This is a genomic window from Brevundimonas sp. R86498, from assembly GCF_044598075.1.
Classification (GTDB): domain Bacteria; phylum Pseudomonadota; class Alphaproteobacteria; order Caulobacterales; family Caulobacteraceae; genus Brevundimonas.
Map to the genome: position 1 here is coordinate 1,506,743 of NZ_CP139004.1, position 19,612 is coordinate 1,526,354.

Annotated in this window: 20 protein-coding genes; 10 read left to right on the top strand and 10 right to left on the bottom strand. The window is 68.4% G+C overall.

Features of this window, described 5'->3' with window-relative positions:
- Positions 1-64: 64 nt before the first annotated feature.
- Positions 65-283, bottom strand: coding sequence for a hypothetical protein (locus tag SJY26_RS07420; protein ID WP_396595494.1), 219 nt, complete (start codon positions 281-283; stop codon positions 65-67).
- A 177-nt stretch (positions 284-460) separates the two neighbouring features.
- Here SJY26_RS07420 and SJY26_RS07425 point away from each other — a divergent pair, with 177 nt between their 5' ends.
- The 3 genes from SJY26_RS07425 (at position 461) to SJY26_RS07435 (ending at position 3,005) form a co-directional block, all read left to right on the top strand.
- Positions 461-1,234: an EAL domain-containing protein gene (locus SJY26_RS07425; RefSeq protein ID WP_396595495.1), complete on the top strand. Its 774-nt coding sequence runs from the start codon at positions 461-463 to the stop codon at positions 1,232-1,234.
- Positions 1,235-1,360: 126 nt separating this feature from the next.
- Positions 1,361-2,554: a DNA (cytosine-5-)-methyltransferase gene (gene dcm, locus SJY26_RS07430; protein WP_396595496.1), complete on the top strand. Its 1,194-nt coding sequence runs from the start codon at positions 1,361-1,363 to the stop codon at positions 2,552-2,554.
- Positions 2,547-3,005, top strand: a complete 459-nt coding sequence (locus tag SJY26_RS07435) for a very short patch repair endonuclease (protein ID WP_396595497.1) — start codon at positions 2,547-2,549, stop codon at positions 3,003-3,005. Before dcm ends, SJY26_RS07435 begins: the two co-directional genes overlap by 8 nt.
- Here SJY26_RS07435 and SJY26_RS07440 read toward each other — a convergent pair.
- Positions 3,002-4,006 carry an HNH endonuclease gene (locus tag SJY26_RS07440; protein WP_396595498.1) on the bottom strand — a complete coding sequence of 335 codons (1,005 nt, stop codon included), beginning with the start codon at positions 4,004-4,006 and terminating at the stop codon, positions 3,002-3,004. The genes SJY26_RS07435 and SJY26_RS07440 overlap by 4 nt on opposite strands.
- Before the next feature lie 364 nt (positions 4,007-4,370).
- Here SJY26_RS07440 and SJY26_RS07445 point away from each other — a divergent pair, with 364 nt between their 5' ends.
- Both SJY26_RS07445 and SJY26_RS07450 read left to right on the top strand, forming a co-directional pair.
- Positions 4,371-5,108 (top strand): hypothetical protein, encoded by a 738-nt coding sequence (locus tag SJY26_RS07445; protein ID WP_396595499.1) that lies wholly within the window; start codon positions 4,371-4,373, stop codon positions 5,106-5,108.
- A gap of 285 nt (positions 5,109-5,393) precedes the next feature.
- Complete coding sequence (locus SJY26_RS07450; RefSeq protein ID WP_396595500.1) at positions 5,394-5,654, top strand: hypothetical protein; 261 nt, start codon at positions 5,394-5,396, stop codon at positions 5,652-5,654.
- 15 nt (positions 5,655-5,669) lie between these two features.
- Here SJY26_RS07450 and SJY26_RS07455 read toward each other — a convergent pair whose 3' ends face one another.
- The 4 genes from SJY26_RS07455 to SJY26_RS07470 all read right to left on the bottom strand — a co-directional run bounded on the left by SJY26_RS07455 (position 5,670) and on the right by SJY26_RS07470 (position 9,704).
- Positions 5,670-6,347, bottom strand: coding sequence for a bifunctional 4-hydroxy-2-oxoglutarate aldolase/2-dehydro-3-deoxy-phosphogluconate aldolase (locus SJY26_RS07455; RefSeq protein WP_396595501.1), 678 nt, complete (start codon positions 6,345-6,347; stop codon positions 5,670-5,672).
- A gap of 73 nt (positions 6,348-6,420) precedes the next feature.
- Positions 6,421-8,226: a methyl-accepting chemotaxis protein gene (locus SJY26_RS07460; RefSeq protein WP_396595502.1), complete on the bottom strand. Its 1,806-nt coding sequence runs from the start codon at positions 8,224-8,226 to the stop codon at positions 6,421-6,423.
- Between the two features lie 163 nt (positions 8,227-8,389).
- Positions 8,390-9,049, bottom strand: a complete 660-nt coding sequence (locus SJY26_RS07465; protein ID WP_396595503.1) for a hypothetical protein — start codon at positions 9,047-9,049, stop codon at positions 8,390-8,392.
- Between the two features lie 313 nt (positions 9,050-9,362).
- Positions 9,363-9,704, bottom strand: coding sequence for a GIY-YIG nuclease family protein (locus SJY26_RS07470; protein ID WP_396595504.1), 342 nt, complete (start codon positions 9,702-9,704; stop codon positions 9,363-9,365).
- Between the two features lie 375 nt (positions 9,705-10,079).
- Between SJY26_RS07470 and SJY26_RS07475 the strand changes: the two genes are divergently transcribed.
- The gene (locus tag SJY26_RS07475) at positions 10,080-10,628 is read left to right on the top strand and encodes a hypothetical protein (RefSeq protein ID WP_396595505.1); all 549 of its coding nucleotides are present in this window, start codon (positions 10,080-10,082) and stop codon (positions 10,626-10,628) included.
- Positions 10,629-10,682: 54 nt separating this feature from the next.
- On the opposite strand, the gene uvrB is transcribed toward SJY26_RS07475, so the two are convergent.
- Positions 10,683-12,914, bottom strand: coding sequence for an excinuclease ABC subunit UvrB (gene uvrB, locus SJY26_RS07480; RefSeq protein ID WP_396595722.1), 2,232 nt, complete (start codon positions 12,912-12,914; stop codon positions 10,683-10,685).
- An 11-nt stretch (positions 12,915-12,925) separates the two neighbouring features.
- Positions 12,926-13,057 carry a hypothetical protein gene (locus SJY26_RS07485; RefSeq protein WP_396595506.1) on the bottom strand — a complete coding sequence of 44 codons (132 nt, stop codon included), beginning with the start codon at positions 13,055-13,057 and terminating at the stop codon, positions 12,926-12,928.
- 281 nt (positions 13,058-13,338) lie between these two features.
- Between SJY26_RS07485 and SJY26_RS07490 the strand changes: the two genes are divergently transcribed.
- On the top strand, positions 13,339-14,082 hold the full coding sequence (locus SJY26_RS07490) for an extensin family protein (protein WP_396595507.1): 744 nt from the start codon (positions 13,339-13,341) through the stop codon (positions 14,080-14,082).
- Positions 14,083-14,296: 214 nt separating this feature from the next.
- Here the strand turns inward: SJY26_RS07490 and SJY26_RS07495 are convergent, their stop codons facing one another.
- On the bottom strand, positions 14,297-15,217 hold the full coding sequence (locus tag SJY26_RS07495; RefSeq protein ID WP_396595508.1) for a hypothetical protein: 921 nt from the start codon (positions 15,215-15,217) through the stop codon (positions 14,297-14,299).
- A gap of 104 nt (positions 15,218-15,321) precedes the next feature.
- Here SJY26_RS07495 and SJY26_RS07500 point away from each other — a divergent pair, with 104 nt between their 5' ends.
- The 3 genes from SJY26_RS07500 to SJY26_RS07510 all read left to right on the top strand — a co-directional run bounded on the left by SJY26_RS07500 (position 15,322) and on the right by SJY26_RS07510 (position 16,902).
- On the top strand, positions 15,322-15,519 hold the full coding sequence (locus tag SJY26_RS07500) for a hypothetical protein (protein ID WP_396595509.1): 198 nt from the start codon (positions 15,322-15,324) through the stop codon (positions 15,517-15,519).
- An 88-nt stretch (positions 15,520-15,607) separates the two neighbouring features.
- Positions 15,608-16,396: an isocitrate lyase/phosphoenolpyruvate mutase family protein gene (locus SJY26_RS07505; RefSeq protein ID WP_396595510.1), complete on the top strand. Its 789-nt coding sequence runs from the start codon at positions 15,608-15,610 to the stop codon at positions 16,394-16,396.
- Positions 16,393-16,902 (top strand): methylated-DNA--[protein]-cysteine S-methyltransferase, encoded by a 510-nt coding sequence (locus SJY26_RS07510; RefSeq protein WP_396595511.1) that lies wholly within the window; start codon positions 16,393-16,395, stop codon positions 16,900-16,902. The genes SJY26_RS07505 and SJY26_RS07510 overlap by 4 nt, the downstream gene beginning before the upstream one ends.
- A 4-nt stretch (positions 16,903-16,906) precedes the next feature.
- On the opposite strand, the gene SJY26_RS07515 is transcribed toward SJY26_RS07510, so the two are convergent.
- The gene (locus tag SJY26_RS07515; protein ID WP_396595512.1) at positions 16,907-19,561 is read right to left on the bottom strand and encodes a M14 family metallopeptidase; all 2,655 of its coding nucleotides are present in this window, start codon (positions 19,559-19,561) and stop codon (positions 16,907-16,909) included.
- Positions 19,562-19,612: the final 51 nt, after the last annotated feature.

The window sequence follows — 19,612 nt, forward strand, 5'->3', positions numbered from 1 at the left end:
GGATTCCGGTGACGGGTCACCCGTCGTGCCACGAAGCCCGGGAGGGCGCCAGCCGGGGGCCGGCCTACCGCGCCCTGTGCCGCCGCAGCGCCTGAACCCCGTACAGCGTCCAGCCCATCGTCAGCGTCGTCCAGGCTCCGGACAGCAGGGCGGTGGGGTCGAGGCCGGACGGCGGGGCCTGCAGCAGCCAGACGCTGGCCGCCAGAACGAGGACGGTCGCCGCCAGCAGGTTGCCGGGGCGCGGATGGAAGAACGGGTTGGGACGGCGGACGGCGCGGGTCATGGGTCAGGTCCGGGCGGCGCACAGGGCGGCGAGCTGAAACGCTATCGGCGGCCCGGCAGGGCGTCAACGCCGGCGGCCGCGCCCCCCATCCGCGCCGCGACCACAATGTCGCACCCCGCCATCCTAATTTAACGCCTCCGCGCGACGATGCGGGTCGTTTCGACAAGAGCCCGACCCATGCCCTGCACCGCCTGCCGCGACGGCGCCGCCGCCTTTGACATCCCCATCACCATGGCCTTCCAGCCGATCGTGGATGTGGTTGCCCGCACCGTCTTCGCCCAGGAGGCGCTGGTGCGCGGCACGGACGGATCGGGCGCGGCCGATGTGCTGGCCCGCGTGTCCGACACCAACCGCTACGGCTTTGACCAGCTGTGCCGCACGACCGCCATCGAACAGGCGGCGGCGCTGGACCTGACAGCCGACGGGGCCGGGCTGTCGATCAACTTCCTGCCCAATGCGGTGTACGAGCCCCGGGCCTGTATCCGCGCGACGCTGGAGGCCGCGGTCCGCACCGGCCTGCCGACCACGGCCATCATCTTCGAGTTCACCGAGAGCGAGTCCATCGACACCGGCCACCTGCTGAACATCCTGCGGTCCTACCGGGCCATGGGGTTCCGCACCGCCATCGACGACTTCGGCGCCGGCTATGCCGGTCTGGGCCTGCTGACCAAGTTCCAGCCCGACATCGTCAAGCTGGACATGGATCTGGTGCGCGGCATCGACACCGACCCGGTCAAGCGGATCATCGTGCGCAATACCCTGAACACCCTGACCCAGCTGGGCATCCAGCCGGTGTGCGAGGGGGTTGAGACCCCGGCCGAATACGCCGTCCTGCGCGACCTGGGCGTCACCCTGATGCAGGGATACCTGTTCGCCCGCCCGGTGGTGAACGGTCTGGCCGAGGTGATGTGGCCGGGACAGGCGATCGAGGCGCAGCGGCGGGCGGGGTAGGGGGGAGGCCTTCAGGGACGGGCCGGACTTCAAACCTGTTGATAGCACCACCGTCGCGATCGTTCCCGACTTGTTCTCCTGGCATGAACCCGTCAACCTGCCATCCTGCAGGGGCGCGAATCATCCGTGTCGGAGTATGCCAACATGGTGAAACAGGCGGGCCGGGCGATGGCCGACAAGGCGGTCAGCCTCGGCTATATCGAGGGGCCTGCGACGCCTGAGCTCCCCCAGCCGAAGTTGAAGCTGGTGCGCGGCGACCGGGACGACGGCCCGACCGATTTCACCTTCATCGACCTGTTCGCCGGCATCGGCGGATTGCGGCGCGGGTTCGAATCCATCGGTGGCAAATGCGTCTTCACCTCCGAGTGGGACAAGTACAGCCAGAAGACCTACGCCGCGAACTTTCCTGACGACGACCACCCCATCAATGGCGACATCACCAAGGTCGCGGTCGAGGACATTCCCGCCCATGACGTGCTGCTGGCCGGGTTTCCTTGCCAGCCGTTCTCCATCGCGGGCGTATCCAAGAAGAATGCGCTCGGTCGCGCCCACGGGTTCGAGGACAAGACCCAGGGGACTCTGTTCTTCGACGTGGCGCGGATCATCGCCCACCATCAGCCGGCGGCCTTCCTGTTGGAGAACGTCCGCAACCTCGTCAGTCACGACAAGGGCAAGACCTTCCAGACCATCAAGGACGTCCTGACCGACCTAGGCTACACGATCGACTGGCGCGTCATCGATGGCCGGTCGTGGACGCCCCAGCACCGCGAACGAATCTTCATCGTCGGTTTCCGCCAGGAACAGGGCTTCCGCTTTGCCGAGATGAAGGTGCCAGAGGCGGCCCCGAAACTGCGCGACATCCTGCACCCCGGCGACGGGTCGGAGATCCCGGACCAGCGGTTCACCGTCGGCAACTCGGGCCGGGTGTCGGACAAATACACCCTGACCGATCACCTGTGGAACTACCTGCAGCGCTACAAGGAAAAGCACCAGGCGGCGGGCAATGGCTTTGGCTTTGGCCTCGTCGGACCCGACGATGTCGCCCGGACCCTGTCGGCGCGCTACTACAAGGACGGGTCCGAAATCCTGGTGAAGCAGGAGGGCAAGGCCCCCCGGCGGCTGACGCCCCGCGAATGCGCCCGGCTGATGGGGTTCGACACTCCGCAGGGCAATGAATTCATCATCCCCGTGTCGGACACCCAAGCCTATCGCCAGTTCGGAAATTCTGTTGTTGTGCCGGCCGTGAAAGCCGTTGCCGAGCATATGAAGCCGCACCTGTTCGCGGCCCTTGGAAAACGGCCGAAGGCCAAGCTTGGCTGACGTCGTCGACGCGGCGACCCGCAGCCGGATGATGTCCGGCATCCGGGGCAAGAACACCAAGCCCGAACTGACGATCCGCAAGGCCCTGCATGCGCGCGGGTTTCGCTACCGGATCCATTGCAAGGATCTGCCGGGTAACCCGGACCTGTGCCTGCCGAAGTACCGGGCGGTGATCTTCGTGCACGGCTGCTTCTGGCATGGGCATGATTGCCACCTGTTCAAATGGCCCAAGACGCGGCCCGAGTTCTGGCGCGAGAAGATTGGGCGGAATCGCGAGGTGGATGAATCAGCGAGAATACAACTCAGCCGGCGGGACTGGCGTGTCTGTGTCGTCTGGGAGTGCAGCTTGAAAGGGAAACACAGCTTCTCGACTGATGTGGTTGCAGGACTGGTGTCAGATTGGATTCAGTCAGAGAGTAGTTTTTTCTCGGTTCGGTGCTCTATGATCTAGTCTTGGCCGTAGATGTGTTCTCTGTGCCAAGCGAGCGCGGTGAGGTCTGGCGCAAACCGCTCTTCCGAGGGTGCGAGTAGCGGCTTCCCGTGCAGCCCGTTGAGCGCGATATTGGCCGGATTCCGCAACAATGTGGGCTTGACGATAACGCAGCGACCAGCATCGACAGAGACTATGCCGTTGTCGAAGGCCCAATGGTGGGAGCGGCAAAGCGATATCCCGTTTCTTACATCGTCCGAACCCAAAGCACCGCGGGTGATGATGTGGGCTGCTTCCACTTCGGATACGTCAGCAGAGTTGACCAATCCACCGCCGCACATTGCGCAGCGCTGATTATATGCCCGCTTTACCAACCTACTGAAAGCCCTTCCCCGAACTACACGGTTTACGGCTTGCAGTTGGAGGGTGGACTCAAACGGCACGAAGGGCGCGTTTGCGAGAGCATCAAGTAGTGATTCGCTAGTTTGGATCTCTTGGGCGGTTGCTGGTGCTGGGTGGTTTTGTAGCCGGCCCCACCGGCCGGGTGCCAAGGCGTCAATCTCCGCGAATTCCGAAGAGTTCTGGCGAACCAGAGTGAAACGGTAGAGTCGGTCGTCATTCGTTGCTCTTTCAATGAGCAATATGTCGTCGCCTCTTGCTGAGGAAAGGAGTGGCCCCAGATTGGCTGTTACTCGTCGTTCCGGCGTTCTGGTCCCACCCCAAGTTTGGTATTGGTACACTGTGTCAACAACGTCGCTTACGAGGCCATCGACGACAAGGATCCCTCGTATTCCAGTAGATGGGGTTGGCTGCAGCGCCGTTCCAGCGGGCAGTGCGGGAAAATAGATTCCGAGATCTTTGGGAACGAGAAAGCCAGCTTGATGACCTCTTGTCGCGCCGGTGTCGTTCGGCGCGAGGCGTTTGAACAGTGGTGCGTCGAATTTAGTCACTTTTGGCCCCCGGCGGTGATTGATCGGCTCAACTGGCTGAGCCGTTTGAGTTGGAAGGCGATCCGCCAGCAATCTGGCTTCCGACCTCTCTTGAAGGAGTTAAGTGGCCAGCGGGTCTGTATGACGGATTCGTTTCAGTCCGATCAGAACGATTATCTGGCCTACCACCGAAGTCAGGTCTTCATTCCTTAGCAGAGGTGCTGGGGTCAGAATCCCTCCACCGCTTCGCGGTCCCCCTCCCCATTCGCCCAGCGGCGAACGGGGAGGAGACGGGTCTGGCGATGCGCTCCCGTCCCGGCGCTCCGCTGCGCTGCGGCCGGGATGACAAGGGGGATGCCATCAACGGACGCGCCGAATTTCCCTGTCCGATCAAGGGGCGAAGCGAAACAAGGGCCTTGCAGCGTGCGTCGGCGCGGGCGGGCTTACACTTGCGGGCATGAGCGAACTCCAGCCCCCCGCCGCCGACCGTCCCGCCCACTATCGTCTGGGGGATGAGACCTGGGCCCTGATCCTGAAGGAATACCGCGAGGGGGCGACGGCGCCCTTTCTGGCGGGCAAGTGGCGGGTGTCGGAACACGCGCTGAGGCGGCGGATCACGCGGAGCGGGTCGACCAAGCGGGCGTGGGGCGACGCGCAGGCGATCCAGCAGGCGAGCGCGCGCGAGGCCGAGCTGGACGAGGCCCGGCGCAATACCCCCGAGGCGGTGGCGGGGCGGCTGTTCCGGGGGCTGGATCTGGACGAGGACGAGGGCGATCCCGGGGTGCTGGGGCGGACGGCGGTTCTGGTCAGCGGACGGGCGATGCGGGGGCGGCTGTGGAACGAGGCGCGGCATCTGGCCGGGCTGGCCGAGACCTATTCCCGGCTGCACGAGCGGGCCGAGGCGACGCGGCGGGCGGAAGGGATCACGGTCGAGACCATCGACCTGCAGCTGCTGTACGACATCCTGTGGGGTGATGCGGCCCCGATCCGGGCGCGGTTCGCCCTGTGGGGCGATGGGCCGGATTCGCCGGACTATGCGCTGAAGCGGGCCTTCCGCGACAAGATGCGCGAGGCCGATCCGGGCCGGGCGCATCTGGACGACCTGATCACGGCGATGGAGGCGCATATTGCCCGGTTTGAACGGGAGGCGGGGGCCGGGGCGGAAGATCGTGCGCAGGAAGGTCCGCTCCCCTGACCTTGTCATCCCCGACGGAGCGCAGCGGAGATCGGGGACGGCAGGGCGCGTCGACACGCCTGCCCCGGAGCCCATCCGGGGCGAGGGTCGGGCCGGCACCCCGTCTCCCGGTTCAGCCCTGCGGGCCGCCCGGGAGCAGAAGGGGATCAGGCCTGTCCCGTCCCCGATCTCCGCTGCGCTCCGTCGGGGATGACAAGGTCGGCGGGTGCCGGGGCCGGGCGGGCGCGGCGTCGCTTCCCCACTCCACCCCTTGACCCCGCCCCCGAACAGGCCCCTGTCCCCCGGATGGCGACCGAGACCGTGTACATCCTCCAGGCCTATGGGCGCGGCCGTGGCGAGGGGCTGAAGGCGGAGCCCCAGGTGGGGTGCAAGGATGCGGCCGAGGCGCGGCGCAAGGCCGAGCGGCTGGCGACCACCTTTACCGACAAGGGCCGGCAGGGGGTGGTGGCCTTCTCCGTCTCGGCCGACACCGAGATGGGGGACTATGACGAGAGCCCCACCATCCTGTTCCGCGCCGGCCGCCTGCCCGAGACGTTTGACGTCTGAGGCGCGGCCGACCCGCTAGCCCCGGCCGGCGCGGAAGGCGGCGACGGCCTCGACCGCGCTGCGGACCGAGGCCTCGATGCCGGCCCAGTCGCCGGCCTTGACCGCCGCGTCGGTGACCAGTTTCGAGCCCATGCCGGCGGCGACGATGCCGGCCCCGAACCATTTGGCGATACTGGCCGCGTCGGGATCGACCCCGCCGGTCGGCATGATCTTCGTCCACGGCATGGGGCCCATCACCGCCTTGACGAAGTCCGGGCCGCCGACACTGGCCCCCGGGAAGAGTTTGATGATGTCGCAGCCCAGGGCATGGGCCTCGGTGATGTCGCGGACCGAGCCGCAGCCGGGGAAATACGCGACGCGGCGGCGGTTGCAGACGACGGCGACCTCCTCGACCAGGGCGGGGGAGACGACGAACCGGGCGGCGCGGTTGAGGTAGAGGGCGGCCGTGCCCGCATCCAGCACGCTGCCGATGCCCAGCACGATACCCGGGTCGGTGCGGGCCAGCTCTTTGGCGATGTCGGCGAACAGGTCGACGGCGAAGTCGCCCCGGTTGGTGAACTCGATCACCGGGGCCCCGCCGCGGGCGCAGGCGCGGATGACGTTCAGGGCGGTGTCCGGGTCCGGATGGTAGAAGACGGGGCAGACGCCCTGATGCTCGAGGGCGGTCAGGACGGCGGTGCGGTCGATCGGCATGGGCAGGCTCCGTGGCTGGTCGACGGATCGGCGAGGACGGGGGCCGGCGTCAAGTCAGTTCCGGTTTCAGGCGTCAGGCGGCCAGACGCAGGGGCTCGGCCGTGCCGGTGCGGAAATCGCCGACCAGCCGGCCGAGGGTCGCGGCCTCGGTGGTCAGGTTGTGGGTCGCGGCGGTGGTCTGTTCGACCATGGCGGCGTTCTGCTGGGTCGTCTGGTCCATCTGGTTCATGGCGAGGTTGACCTCGGCCAGGCCGGTGGCCTGTTCGACGGCGGCATGGGCGATGCCGTTGACGAGGGTCTCGATGCGCTGGAAATCCTCGACCACGCCCGACAGGGCCGATCCGACCTTCTCGACCAGGGCGACCCCGGTCTCGACACTCTTCGAGGACTCCGCGACCAGACCCTTGATCTCCTTCGCGGCCTCCGCCGAGCGTTGGGCGAGGGCCCGGACCTCGGTGGCGACCACGGCGAAGCCGCGCCCGGCCTCGCCCGCCCGGGCCGCCTCGACGCCGGCGTTCAGGGCCAGAAGATTGGTCTGGAAGGCGATCTCGTCGATGACGCCGATGATCTGGGTGATCTGGCGCGAGGAGGTGTCGATCCGGCCCATGGCGGCGACGGCCTCGACGGCCACGCTGGAGGACTGGTCGACGGCCACACGGCTGTGGGACACGGCCTTTTGCGCCGCCCCGGCGTTGTCGGCGGTCTGGCGCACGGTGGCGGTGACCTCCTCGAGGGCGGCGGCGGTCTGTTCCAGACTGGCGGACTGCTGTTCGGTCCGGCGCGACAGGTCGTCGGCCGCGAGCGCGATCTCGCGGGTGCCGCCGTCGACGGCCCGGGCGCTGACCACCACCCGGGCGATGGTCTGGTCCAGCGACTGGACCGAGCGGTTGAAGTTCAGCCGCAACTCCTCGAACTCGGGCGGGAAGGCCTCGCCGAGCGTCTGGGTCAGGTCGCCGCCGGCGAGGGCCTTGAGGCCGGTGTCGAGCGCCCGGACGACCCGGTCCCTCTGGCGGCCGTCCTCGGCGGTCCGGGCGAAGGCGTCCTCGCGCTCGGCGCGCAACAGGGCCTCCTGGTCGTCCTGCTGCTGGCGGGTCGCGCGGCGTTCCAGCACGGCCTCGCGGAACACCCCGACCGAGCGGGCCATGTCACCGACCTCGTCGCCGCGCCCCTGATGCGGGACATCCTGCTCATAGTCGCCGTCGGCCAGCCGGCTCATATAGTCGGTCATGGAGTGGACCGGCCGCACCACCCGCAGGCGCAGACCCACGACCCCGCCGAGAACCACCACGAGCATGCCCAGCGAGGTGATGGCCAGCAGCAGGAAGATCCGTTCGGTCATCACCCCGGCCGAGGCGACCTGGGCCTCGGCATGGGCCGTGGCGGCCACGGCGAGGGTGTCGATCACGGCGCGGTGGGCCTGATAGTGGGTGACCAGGGCGGTGAGGGCGGTGGTCATGCCGGCCACGTCGCCCGCTTCCACCGCCGGGCGATAGTCGGCGTCGATGACGGCCCAGAATTTCTGCACCTCGACATCCGACCGGGCCAGATCGGCCTCCAGTCCGGGGGTCAGGGGGTGTTCGGCCCAGTATTGGCGGCGCGCGTCATATTCGCCGCGCAGGCGGGTCAGGGTCTCGCCCAGTTCCGTGGCCTTGCCGGGCTCGGTGACACCGCGCTGGGCGGTCAGCAGGGCCTCCACCAGATACAGCGGCGGCGGCAGGATGTCGGCCAGCAGGACCTGGGCCTGCGACTGGCTCTGCGAGATCGGCCCCCCGACCCGCAGGGTCTGCAGCCCATAGACCGCCGCCCCGGTCGTCAGCAGGAAGCCGCCGACCAGAAGGGCCGCGAAGAGGTTGAGAACCACACCGATGCGAAGTGACATGCCAATATCCAGAAGTACCGGCGTTCCCTGTGGTCCTCCATCCGTTAACAAAGACCAAAATGCCAAGCAGGTACGTAAAAGACATTAGCAGGAAGATTAACGGGATCAGTATGTCGGTTGTCGAAGACTTGGTACGTTCAGTCGCCGGGTGTTAACCCTGTTGTCACGGCGGTGGGGTGGTCAGTCCTCGGGTCGTGTGATGACTTGGGGCGGTCTCCGCCCACCGGGATGGAGAACCGGCGGGGCGCGCCGGGCCGGGCTCAAAAACAGTGTCCGGATGGTCCGGATGGTCCGGATTGTCCGGGACGAACCGGGGCGGGTCGGGGGGCCAAGGGCCGTCGTTGTCGAGGGCGTCCTCGGCCACCTTGCGGGCCCAGGCCGCGCGCTGGCGCTGGTTCTCCTGGGCGAAGACCGCCGCCTCGTCGGCCTCGATCGCGGTATCGACCTCGGTTTGCATGGCGTCCATGATCAGCCGGACCCGGTGCCAGCGCATCACGGCGGCGGCGTCGCCGTGCAGCACCGCCCGCATCATCCGGCTGATGGCGACATTGGACAGGTCGCAGAAGTCGAGCCGGTCCAGATTGCCGCCGACCTCCTGCTCCAGTTTCAGCCCTTCGTCCCAGGGCTCCAGGGCGACGGGCGGCACCCAGATCTGGTCGCAACGCCGCCAGCGCTCGCGCGCCGCCCGGGCGCGCAGGGCCGACTTGCCGACCCCGAACCGCCGGCAGCACTCCGCCGCCGACGCCCCGCCCAGATAGGCCGCCTTCACCTCGGCCCACACCTCATCCGGCGCCGACTTCGGCCTGTGCGTGTCCTGAACCATCCCTGTCGCTCCCTGTGGCTGTCCGCCGGGAAGGATAGGGGGGCCGGGGGGTGTGTCGGGCTGGAGGGGGCTTGTTTCGGGACGGGGGTTGAAAGGGTTGGGGAATTTGGCGGCTGCGTTGAACGGATGGGGGTGCGCATCCCCCTTCATTCGTCATTCCGGGCGCAGGCGCGAAGCGCCGGAGACCCGGAACAGGGCGGCGCGCGGGAGCGCGAACCTGTCGCGGACACCGCTGCTGAATGATCGCCTGCGCTCCGCTCCGGCGCCGCCCTGTTCCGGGTCTCCGCTGCGCTCGCCCGGAATGACGAAAGCCTCAGTCCGCCTCGTCCGGTGGCACCCAGTCCGGATCGGTTTCGGGATACCAGTCGGCCGCCAGATCCAGCCAGCCCGGGTTGGCGTCCTCGATCAGCCTCAGCTTCCAGTCGCGCTTCCAGCCCTTGATCCGCTTCTCGCGCCGGATCGCCTCGACCACCCACTGATGCTGTTCGTACCAGACCAGCTGCGTGCAGCACTTCGTCTTCGAATGGCCGTCGAACCGGCCGGTCCTGTGCTTCCAGACCCGCGCATGGAGGTTGGCCGTCATGCCGACATAGGTCGCGCCGTTGCGCCCGTTGGCCATGATGTAGGTGGCGATGAAGGTCCGGTGCGTCCCCATGCCGTGACGGTGACATGGGCGAACGATGTTCGCAATATGTTCTCATCGCCTCTTCGTTGCCGCTTCTCCTCTTTCGTCATTCCGGGCGAACCCCGGCGAAAGCCGGGGGGAGACCCGGAACAAGGCGGCGCCGGAGCGGAGCGGAGGCGATGGTTCAGCGGCGGCGGTGTCCGCGACAGCTTCGCGCTCCCGCCCGCCGCCCTGTTCCGGGTCTTCGGTCGCTTCGCTCCCTACGCCCGGAATGACGAAAGGGAGGGAAGGGTTCGTAATGCCCGTTCGGCTTAAGGTAAGCTTAACGTTTCAACTCTTGGGTGTCTCAGATTTTCTAGAAGTGCTGCCATGATATAGGCATGGAGCTAATTTCAGGGGGACTACATGACTATGAAAAAGCTTGAGAGATTTGCTTTGATCGCGATGGCGGCCCTCGGGGCTGCAGCCTGTGCGAGTGTACCCACGTACGTCAGCCTGGATCCGTCCCTACCAAGGGCGCAGCTAACGTTCCATAAGGGCTATGAAGGCACAGGCCTTTTCAGTTCTGCTGTACAGAACTATGCGCTGGGCGCGGACGAGTATTGCGACAGTGCCAAGCATGCAGCATTGTTCAAAAATGTCAGCGGAACGGAGAGCGCTTTACGCGTGACGCCAGATGTTCGGACAGTGGTCTGGGCCTTTACAACTTATCTCAACAGTACAATTGGGGCCGGCGGTGTTTTAGGTCGTTATGATGATTGCAGAAACGCTGTGATTTTTACGCCGGCACGCAATCGCAACTATGACATACGACAAGCGAGTACGAACGGCGATGCGCAATGTTCGCTCGTAATCACCGATGCGGCGACCGGTGCTGCAGTACGGAATGTCGAGGTTAGGGCATCGCCCGACTGCATTCCGAGAACCAAGGCCGCCCGAGGCTCAAACAGATAGGGTTATGCGGCAGGAGGGTTCTTGTTCCTTTCAGGACCCCCTTGCCCCCCCCTCCTACAACCGCCCCTTCCGGAACGCCTCCGCCTTTTCCGCCGCGGCCTCGGCGCGCAGCTTCTTCGGGACGGCGCGGTCGACCTCTTCGCCGGCGCCGGTCATGACCTCGTTGGCGAACTCGAGGTCGAGGAGTTTCAGTTTCTTGATCTCGTCGCGCAGGCGGCCGGCCTCCTCGAACTCGAGGTTGGAGGCGGCCTCGCGCATCCTGCCTTCGAGGTCCCGGAGGGTGGCCTGGAAGTTGTTGCCGAGGAAGGGGCGGGCGTCTTCTTTCACGCCGGTGGTCGGGACCAGGACGCGGTCCTTCTCATAGGGGCTGTCGAGGATCTCCTTGATGTCGCGCTTGACGCTCTCGGGCGTGATGCCGTGTTCGAGGTTGTATGCCGTCTGGCGTTCGCGGCGGCGTTCGGTCTCGGCCATGGCGCGCTCCATCGAGCCGGTGACGCGGTCGGCATAGAGGATGACGCGGCCGTCGACGTTGCGGGCGGCGCGGCCGATGGTCTGGATCAGGGAGGTCTCGGAGCGCAGGAAGCCCTCCTTGTCGGCGTCGAGGATGGCGACCAGGCCGCACTCGGGGATGTCGAGCCCCTCGCGCAACAGGTTGATGCCGATCAGGACGTCGAAGGTGCCGAGGCGCAGGTCGCGGATGATCTCGATCCGCTCCATGGTGTCGACGTCGGAGTGCATGTAACGGACGCGGACGCCCTGCTCGTGCATGTATTCGGTCAGGTCTTCGGCCATCTTCTTGGTCAGGACGGTGACCAGGGAGCGGTAGCCGGCGCGGGCCACGGCCTTGACCTCGTCGATGACGTCGTCGACCTGGTTGCGGGTCTGGCCGGAGACGGGGCGGATCTCGACCGGCGGGTCGATCAGGCCGGTGGGGCGGATGACCTGTTCGACGAAGACGCCGCCGGTCTGTTCCATCTCCCACGAGCCGGGGGTGGCCGAGACGTGGACCGTCTGGGGCCGCATGGCCTCCCATTCGTCGAACTTGAGCGGGCGGTTGTCGATGCAGGAGGGCAGGCGGAAGCCGTACTCGGCCAGGGTCGATTTGCGGCGGTAGTCGCCCCGGAACATGCCGTTGATCTGGCCGATGGTGACGTGGCTCTCGTCCACGAACAGCAGGGCGTTGTCGGGGATGTATTCGAAGAAGGTGGGCGGGGGCTCGCCGGGGGCGCGGCCGGTCAGCCAGCGGGAATAGTTCTCGATGCCGGCGCAGGAGCCGGTGGCCTCCATCATCTCCAGATCGAAGCGCACGCGCTGTTCCAGCCGCTGGGCCTCCAGCAGTTTGCCGTTCTCGACCATCCAGTCGAGCGTCTCCTTCAGCTCGGCCTTGATGCCGCCGAGGGCCTGGTTGAGCGTCGGGCGCGGGGTGACGTAGTGGCTGGCGGCGTAGACGGTGATCTCGGCGAGGTCGGCGGTCTTCTTGCCGGTTAGGGGGTCGAACTCGGCGATGGATTCGATCTCGTCGCCGAACAGGGAGACACGCCAGGCGCGGTCCTCCTGGTGCACCGGGAAGATCTCGACGGTGTCGCCGCGCTTCCTGAACATGCCGCGGTCGAAGTGGACGTCGTTCCGCTTGTACTGAAGCGCGATGAGGTCGGCGCGGAGCTTGAACTCGTCGATCTGGTCGCCGACCTTCAGGTCGAAGGTCATGGCGGTGTAGGTCTCGACCGAGCCGATACCGTAGATGCAGGAGACCGAGGCGACGACGATGACGTCGTCCCGCTCGAGGATCGACCGCGTCGCCGAGTGGCGCATCCGGTCGATCTGCTCGTTTATACTGGAGTCCTTTTCAATATAAGTGTCCGTACGCGGAACATAAGCTTCCGGCTGGTAGTAGTCGTAGTAGCTGACAAAGTATTCGACGGCGTTGTCGGGGAAGAAGGCCTTGAACTCGCTGTAGAGCTGGGCGGCGAGGGTCTTGTTGGGTGCGAGGATGAGCGCCGGGCGCTGGGTCGCCTCGATGACCTTGGCCATGGTGAAGGTCTTGCCCGAGCCGGTGACGCCCAGCAGGACCTGATCCCGGTCGCCCGCCTGGGCCTGGGCCACCAGTTCGGCGATGGCGGCGGGCTGGTCGCCGGCGGGGGTGTAGCTGGTCTCCAGCCGGAAGGGGTGGCGGGCGCGACCCTTGAGCGACTTGGCCGGGCGGTCGGGGCGGTGCGGGACCCAGTCGCCGGGGGCGGCCGGGGCCTCCTCCGGCGTCAGGCGCGGGCCGGTGACCGGGGCGAACATGGGGAGGTTCTTCATGGCCTTTGGCAGCGGCGCGTCACCGTCGCGCAGGAAGGCGGCGGGGCCTCGGCCAGACCCTTGTTCGGGATGTGGACCGGCTTCTGGATGACGGGGGCCGAGCCCTTGGGGGTCGAGGAACGGTTCATGAACGGAACTTAGTGCCGGGAGGGGGCTGTCGCCAGTCAACGCGCGGGCCGGGGCGGAGGATGCTGACAGGAAGGTGGCAGCAGTGCGCGCTTCCCTCTCCCATAGGGAGAGGGCTTGAGGCTCGCAGAGCGGAGCGATGCGCCAGCCGAAAGGGTGAGGGGTTGCCGTGCCAAACGGTAAGCGCATAACCCCTCACCCTTTCGCGCAAGGCTGATCGCCTGCGGCTCTCAGGCGCTCAAGCCCTCTCCCTCCGGGAGAGGGACTTGTGGCATGAGGCGGCATGCGAACTCGTTTCCTGATCCTGTGCCTGCTTCTGGTCTCGGGCTGCGGCCGGTTGATCCCGGATACGCCGGGCGGGCCGCGGCCGTGGACGCCGGGGCCGGCTCCGGGACCCCCGGCCTATGTCGCCCCGGGGACGGGGGTGATCGACCGGCCGATCGACGGCGGGACCCGGACGGGGCTGCAGCGGGCGGGGGCGTCGCTGGCGCAGTGCGTGGCCGAGCTGGAGGCGGGGCGGGTGACGTTTTCGCCCACGCCCGACCGGGTCAACTCCGGGACCTGCGGCCTGACGGCGGCGGGGGTGCTGGGCCCGGACATGGGCACGGTGGCGCGGATGGCTCCGGGGGACGTGACCATGACCTGCGCCCTGGCGGCGGCGGTGAGTGTCTGGCGGCGGCAGTCGGTGGAGCCGGCGGCGCGCGAGATCCTGGGCTCCGACGTGGTCCAGATCGACCATATGGGGGTCTATGCCTGCCGGGGCGTGCGCACCGATGCCGGCCCCACGGCCCGGGCCAGCGCCCATTCGCGGGCGGCGGCGCTGGACTTTTCCGGCGTGCGGCTGAGGGACGGTCGGCGGATCACGGTGGCGGGGGACTGGGCGGGCGATACGCCGGAGGCGCTGTTCCTGCGCCGGATCCGCGACGAGGGCTGCCAGATCTTCGGCACGGTCCTGAGCCCCGACTACAACGCCGTCCACGCCGACCACCTGCATCTGGAGGCCGAGGGCGGGCGGATGTGCCGCTAGGACAGGACCCGACGTTGAGGAACGGTTCACGAACCGATGATAGGGAAGACAGCGAGGGTGGACGCCAGCCGCTGGCCCGCCTCGCCCCCGGCCAGAAGGCCGGGTTGTCAGGGAGAAGACCTATGGCGGGCGAAATCCTCGCCTTCCTGCACCGCCACAACCGGACCACCCTGCTGCTGGTGGTCCTGGTCGTGGTCTGGGTGGGACTTTCCGTCTAGCGGCGCACGCGGGCCTGGACCTCGAGCTCGCCGAGCCGGCGGTCGAGATAGGCGCGCTCCTCGGTCGAGACATTCAGACGGCCGTACGCGCTGTCCAGCCGGGTCAGGTCCTCGATCTGGGGCCGCAGGCTGGCCTGCTGGTCGCGGGGGAGGGCGTACAGGGCGCGCTCGATCGCGGTGAGGCGATCGCGCGGGGTCTGCTGCCATGAACCGTTGTTGCCGCCGTAGGTGGTGTCGCCGACGCGTCGATCCAGCGCATCCAGACGGGCCTCGATGTCCTGACGCTCGCGGGCCGACAGGCCGTCGCGCTGGTAGCCGGCCTCGGTCTGGACCAGGGCGTAGTAGTCGGCGCGCAGGCGGGTGCCCTCGGTGCGGGTCAGACGGCGGGCGTTGACCGCGGCATTGACCCGGGCCTCGAACGCGCTGCGACCATCGGCGACCGACTGGTAGCCGGCAAGACCGTCGCCATAGCCGCCCTCGTTCAATGCGCGGGTCAGGGTGTCGTAGCGGGCGCTGAGGTCCTGACGCTCCTGCGTCGTGAAACGCCCGTCCTGGCCGTAGCGGGCCTCCAGCTGGACGAGGGCGTCATAGTCGGCGCGGATCCGGTCGCCGGAATACGACTGCAGGGCCCCGGAGCGGACCTGGGCGTCGAGGCGGGCGTTGAAATCGGATTGCTGCGATCCCAGGGCGCGGCGGCCGCGGCTCCATTCGGCGTCGACTGTGCCGGTGGTCTGGCCGCCGAACAGGTTCTGCAGGATCTGGCCGAACAGCTCCTGTCCCGTGGACGGGGCCTGGCTGTAGGGCTGGGTCGGGGTCTGGGACTGTGGGTAGTAGGGGGTCTGGGCCAGGGCCGTGCCCGCGGTGGCGAGGACGAGGGTGCCGGCCGCGAGGGCGGTGAAGGTCTTGATCGATGTCATGGGAATGCTCTCCGGCGACGTGCGCCCTATGCGGGGAGAACGGTGTATGGCGGGGAAGGTTGCTTCGTCGCCCCGCAGGCGCGCGGGCGTGCTAGGCTGTGGCGATGAGCGATCCCGTCGACGACCCGTCAGAAGCCGCCACTGCGGGAGGCCCGCCCGGCGAGACCCCCGCCCAGAAGGCCCTGCGGCTGAAACAGGCGCGGCTGGATGCCCGGCCCAAGCCTCCGCGTGGCGGACGGTTCCAGCGCGAGCAGGCAGCGGGCGTGACCCCCGGTGCCAATCGGCCCTGGACGCACAAATAGGCGGTCCCGAGCGGGCTGTTGCTGTCCGTTTTCCGCGAGACTCCGATCGCGAACCGCGTCAGGTTTCGCGGAACAAAAGGAGATCGCCATGAGCCCCGCCGCCACGTTCCGAAGCCTGCATGAGACCGGCCTGCTGATCCTGCCCAACGCCTGGGACGCGGCCTCGGCGGCCCTGTCGGTGGCGGCAGGCGCCAAGGCCGTGGCCACCACCAGCGCCGGCGTGGCCTGGGCGCTGGGCTGGCCGGACGCGGCGACCCCGCCCGAGGGCGAACTGCTGGCGGCGCTGGCCCGGATTGTGCGGGCCTCGGGGAGTACCCCGGTGAGCGCCGACGTCGAGGGCGGCTTTTCCGACGATCCGGCGACGGTGGCCGGGGGCGTACGCCGGGTGTGGGAGACCGGCGCGGTCGGGATCAATATCGAGGACGCGGATGGCCCGGCCGAACGTCTGGCCGACAAGATCGCCGCCATCCGGGCCGGGGTCGGACCTGACCTGTTTATCAACGCCCGCTGCGATCTGTGGCTGAGAGGGATCGGGCCGGTCGAGGGGCGGCTGGACGAGGCGGCCCGCCGGACAGAGCTCTACCGGGCGGCCGGGGCGGACGGGCTGTTCATGCCCGGGGTCACGGACGAGGCGACGACCCGGGCGTTGGCGGGCTTCGGACTGCCGTTGAACCTTCTGGCGCGGGCGACCCTGCCGGATGCGGCCGTGCTGGAGGCCTGGGGCGTGCGGCGGCTGAGCGCGGGATCGAACATCGCGGCGGCGGCCTATGCGGCGTCGGACCGGCTGACGCGCGGCTTCCTCGCGGACGGATCCTCGGCGGCCCAGACGGTCGAGGCGATGGACTACGGGGCGCTCAACGCCCTGATGAGCCGGTGAGGCTGACGGTCGGCGAGGTGGGGTCGCCGATCGGGGCGCTGGCCCTGGCGGTCGACGCGGAGGGGCGTCTGAGAGGCGTGTCGTTCGGCGACGGTTTGAGGCGGGCGATGACGCGCGCCTATCCGGGCGTGGAGATGGTCGAGGGAGCGGTGCCGGAAGCGGTGGCCGAGCCGCTCATGGCCTACTTCGGCGGCGACCGCGCGGCGCTGACGCGGATCGACTGGTCGCTGGACGGGGCCGCCGGCGACGGGGGATTTCAGGCGCGGGTCTGGCGGGCCTTATGGGACGTGCCGGTCGGGGTGACTCTAAGCTATGGCGAGATGGCCCGGCGCGCCGGAGAGCGCGGGGCGGCCCAGGCGGCGGGCGTCGCGCTGAACCGCAACCCGATCCCGCTGGTGCTGGCCTGTCACCGGGTGGTGGGGACCGACGGGGCCATGGTCGGGTTCGGCGGCGGGCTGGAGCGCAAGACCTGGCTGCTGCGCCACGAGGGCGCGTTGCTGATCTGAGCCCCTACCAGTTCGGACTGCTGTTGGCCGGGCCGAGGAAGACGGCGTTGATCAGCAGGGGCTTCAGGCCTTCCAGATAGCCACGCACGGTGGGGTCCTGGGTGAAGGCGATCAGCTGGCCTGAGCCCAGGCTGTTGACCATCACCGCCGGCTTGAAGGCCAGACGCAGGCGGTTCTCGCGCCACATCTGGCCCGAGACCAGCAGGTCGTCCGGGCCGGCGAAGCGCACGACATTGACGCCTTCGCCGCGGCCTAGCGGGGCATAGATGTCGGCCCCCTGGACCAGCACATTGACCGAGGGAGCGATCCCGGCGGCCAGCCAGTGCTCGGTGTCGACCTCGGCGCGCGCGAGGGCGCCGGCGACGGCGGCCGGGCCGGGTTCCGCCACGCCGATGAGGGCATGGTAGTGGGCCTCGTCGGCGATAAGGTCGGCGGCCTTTTCCTCTTCGTCCGTGGACGGATCCTGACGGCGCGAAGCCAGCAGTTCGGCGTCCTCGTCCGCCATCAGGCGGCTGGCCCGGCCGAGGGTGATGAGCGTGCCGCCGGCGCGGACCCATGCGCGCAGGGCGGTCAGGCCGCCGCTGCCGAGGGTGGATTCATAGTTGCCACCGTCCGGCAGGATCAGGACCTGAAAGCCGGACAGATTGGCCGAGGTCAGGCTGGCGGTGCGGACGACGGTGACCGGATAGCCGAACTCGCGCTCCAGAATGTAGCGGGTCGCGCCGGCGGCCGAGGGGCTGGTCGGTTCGTCCCAGGCGAGGGCGACCCGGGGGGCGCGGAGCGGGACGGCGCCGCCGGAGCCGAAGCTGGGGCCACTGGAGACCCAGCTGTCGCCGATGCCGGCGACCTCGGCCCCGGTTCGGGCCGCCAGGGTCTGGATCTGTGTGGTCAGGTCGGCGGGGTTGCCGGTGCGGGGGATGAGCAGGGTGCCCGAGGGCCAAGTGCGGCCGTCCTTGACGATGGGGCGGGCCAGCGAGCGCAGGGCGAGACCCTGATCCAGCGCCGCCGTCATCAGCTTGAGGCCCGCCACGCCCGGCTGGACCAGATAGCCGAAGGCGGCCCCGGCGTCGGTGATCTGGCCGGGCTGGACGAGGTCGGTGCCGGCGGGGGTCAGGGCGACCGAGGGCATGGTGCCGCAGCGGGCGAAGGGGACATTGAACATGACCGGGAGGGACCAGGCGGTGACGTCATAGATCTGGTCGCCCAGACCCCGGGTCCGGCGGCGTTCCTGTTCGGCGAGGAAGTCGGGATCGAGCGGGACGTTCTGGCTGAGCAGGACCTCGGCCATGCGGCGCTGCGGCTGGGCGAGGGCGACCACATAGGACCCGGCGGGCCAGCTCTGGCCGCAGGCCGAGAAGGCAGCGGAGGCCCGGCCGACCTCGACGCCGGAGCGGGTCAGCAGACCGGCCAGTTTGTCGACGGTTCCGGGATCGGCCGGGTTGGGCGCGAGGAGGAAGGCTCCCCGTCCGCCCGAGACGCCGTCGCCGGCATAGGCGTAGGCGTTACGCAGCAGCCGCTCGCGGTTGGCGGCCGACGCCTCGATGGTCGAGAGGGTGGCGATCAGGTGGTTCCGCACCGTGTCGCGGTAGGTCAGGATCTCGCCGGAGGAGCGGCGGGCGGCCAGGCCCCGGGCGCTGCCCTGTTCATAGGTCATGGAGACCGCGCCCAGATAGGCGGGCCAGCCGTCGCCATAGCCGGGGTAGAAGGCGTCATAGGTCTGGCGGTTGAAGTAGTCGACGCCGGCCTGATCGAAGCGGCGGGCGGTGTTGCGGCCGATGATCTCGCGGCTTTCCAGCGTCTCCGGCGTCAGCAGGGGGTTGAGGGGTTCGGCCTCGGGCGGGAAGAAGAAGCTCTGGTCGGTGCCCATCTCGTGGCTGTCGACCAGGACCTGGGGCCGCCAGTCCAGCACGAGGGCGGCGTGCCCCTGCGTCTCTGGCTGGGTCTGGATGAACCAGTCGCGGTTGAGGTCGAAGAGGTCGTGGTTGAAGCGGCCCCCGGGCCAGGGCTGATCGCGCTCGGCCGACAGGCCGTCCGGGTTGGGCCGGGTGCCATAGCCGGCGTAGAAGCTGTCGGTGAAGCGGTCGCGTCCGTCCGGGTTCTGGGTCGGGACCATGATGACGAGGGTGCTGGCCAGCCAAGCCTGCACCGCCGGATCGCGCGAAGCCAGCAGGTGGTGGGCGGCAGCGATGGCGGCATCGGCGGGGCTGATCTCGTCGCCATGGACCGAATAGGCCATCCAGACGATGGCGGGCTGGTCGGCGATGATCGCCTCGGCCTGCGCCGGGGTCGTGCGGCGCGGATCGGCGAGGGCTTGCGAGGCGGCCTTGATGGCGTCGAGGCGGGCGATGTTCGCGGGCGACCCGATGGCGGCCCACCACAGGGGGCGGCCCTCATGGGTGCGGCCGTACTCGCCGATCACGACACGGTCGGGGGCGAAGGCGGCGAGGGCGTCGAAATAGCGGCGCACGTCGGAGGGGCGGGTGATCCACTGGCCGGAGTCGTGGCCCACCACCGAGCGGAGGGTGGGGACCGCCGGATCGTAGGTCGCGCCGGCGATCAGGGGCGGAGGGGCGGACTGGGCCAAGGCGGCTGCGGGCGCGGCGAGGCCGACGGAAAGGGCAAGGCACGGGCCGGCAAGACGGCGCAGGATCGACAGCATGAGAAACCCCCGGGAGAGCAGCCACCCTAGCCACGGCTGGCCAAAAGGAAA

What these genes read in the sequence shown, in the direction of transcription:
- SJY26_RS07490 (WP_396595507.1), top strand. Translation starts at nt 13,339, where the DNA reads ATGCGAACTCGTTTCCTGATCCTGTGCCTGCTTCTGGTCTCGGGCTGC.
- SJY26_RS07425 (WP_396595495.1), top strand. Translation starts at nt 461, where the DNA reads ATGCCCTGCACCGCCTGCCGCGACGGCGCCGCCGCCTTTGACATCCCC.
- SJY26_RS07495 (WP_396595508.1), bottom strand. Translation starts at nt 15,217, where the DNA reads ATGACATCGATCAAGACCTTCACCGCCCTCGCGGCCGGCACCCTCGTC.
- SJY26_RS07470 (WP_396595504.1), bottom strand. Translation starts at nt 9,704, where the DNA reads ATGGGGACGCACCGGACCTTCATCGCCACCTACATCATGGCCAACGGG.
- SJY26_RS07450 (WP_396595500.1), top strand. Translation starts at nt 5,394, where the DNA reads ATGGCGACCGAGACCGTGTACATCCTCCAGGCCTATGGGCGCGGCCGT.
- SJY26_RS07460 (WP_396595502.1), bottom strand. Translation starts at nt 8,226, where the DNA reads ATGTCACTTCGCATCGGTGTGGTTCTCAACCTCTTCGCGGCCCTTCTG.
- SJY26_RS07475 (WP_396595505.1), top strand. Translation starts at nt 10,080, where the DNA reads ATGACTATGAAAAAGCTTGAGAGATTTGCTTTGATCGCGATGGCGGCC.
- SJY26_RS07515 (WP_396595512.1), bottom strand. Translation starts at nt 19,561, where the DNA reads ATGCTGTCGATCCTGCGCCGTCTTGCCGGCCCGTGCCTTGCCCTTTCC.
- uvrB (WP_396595722.1), bottom strand. Translation starts at nt 12,914, where the DNA reads ATGTTCGCCCCGGTCACCGGCCCGCGCCTGACGCCGGAGGAGGCCCCG.
- SJY26_RS07505 (WP_396595510.1), top strand. Translation starts at nt 15,608, where the DNA reads ATGAGCCCCGCCGCCACGTTCCGAAGCCTGCATGAGACCGGCCTGCTG.
- SJY26_RS07420 (WP_396595494.1), bottom strand. Translation starts at nt 283, where the DNA reads ATGACCCGCGCCGTCCGCCGTCCCAACCCGTTCTTCCATCCGCGCCCC.
- SJY26_RS07465 (WP_396595503.1), bottom strand. Translation starts at nt 9,049, where the DNA reads ATGGTTCAGGACACGCACAGGCCGAAGTCGGCGCCGGATGAGGTGTGG.
- SJY26_RS07500 (WP_396595509.1), top strand. Translation starts at nt 15,322, where the DNA reads ATGAGCGATCCCGTCGACGACCCGTCAGAAGCCGCCACTGCGGGAGGC.
- SJY26_RS07485 (WP_396595506.1), bottom strand. Translation starts at nt 13,057, where the DNA reads ATGAACCGTTCCTCGACCCCCAAGGGCTCGGCCCCCGTCATCCAGAAG.
- SJY26_RS07455 (WP_396595501.1), bottom strand. Translation starts at nt 6,347, where the DNA reads ATGCCGATCGACCGCACCGCCGTCCTGACCGCCCTCGAGCATCAGGGC.
- SJY26_RS07445 (WP_396595499.1), top strand. Translation starts at nt 4,371, where the DNA reads ATGAGCGAACTCCAGCCCCCCGCCGCCGACCGTCCCGCCCACTATCGT.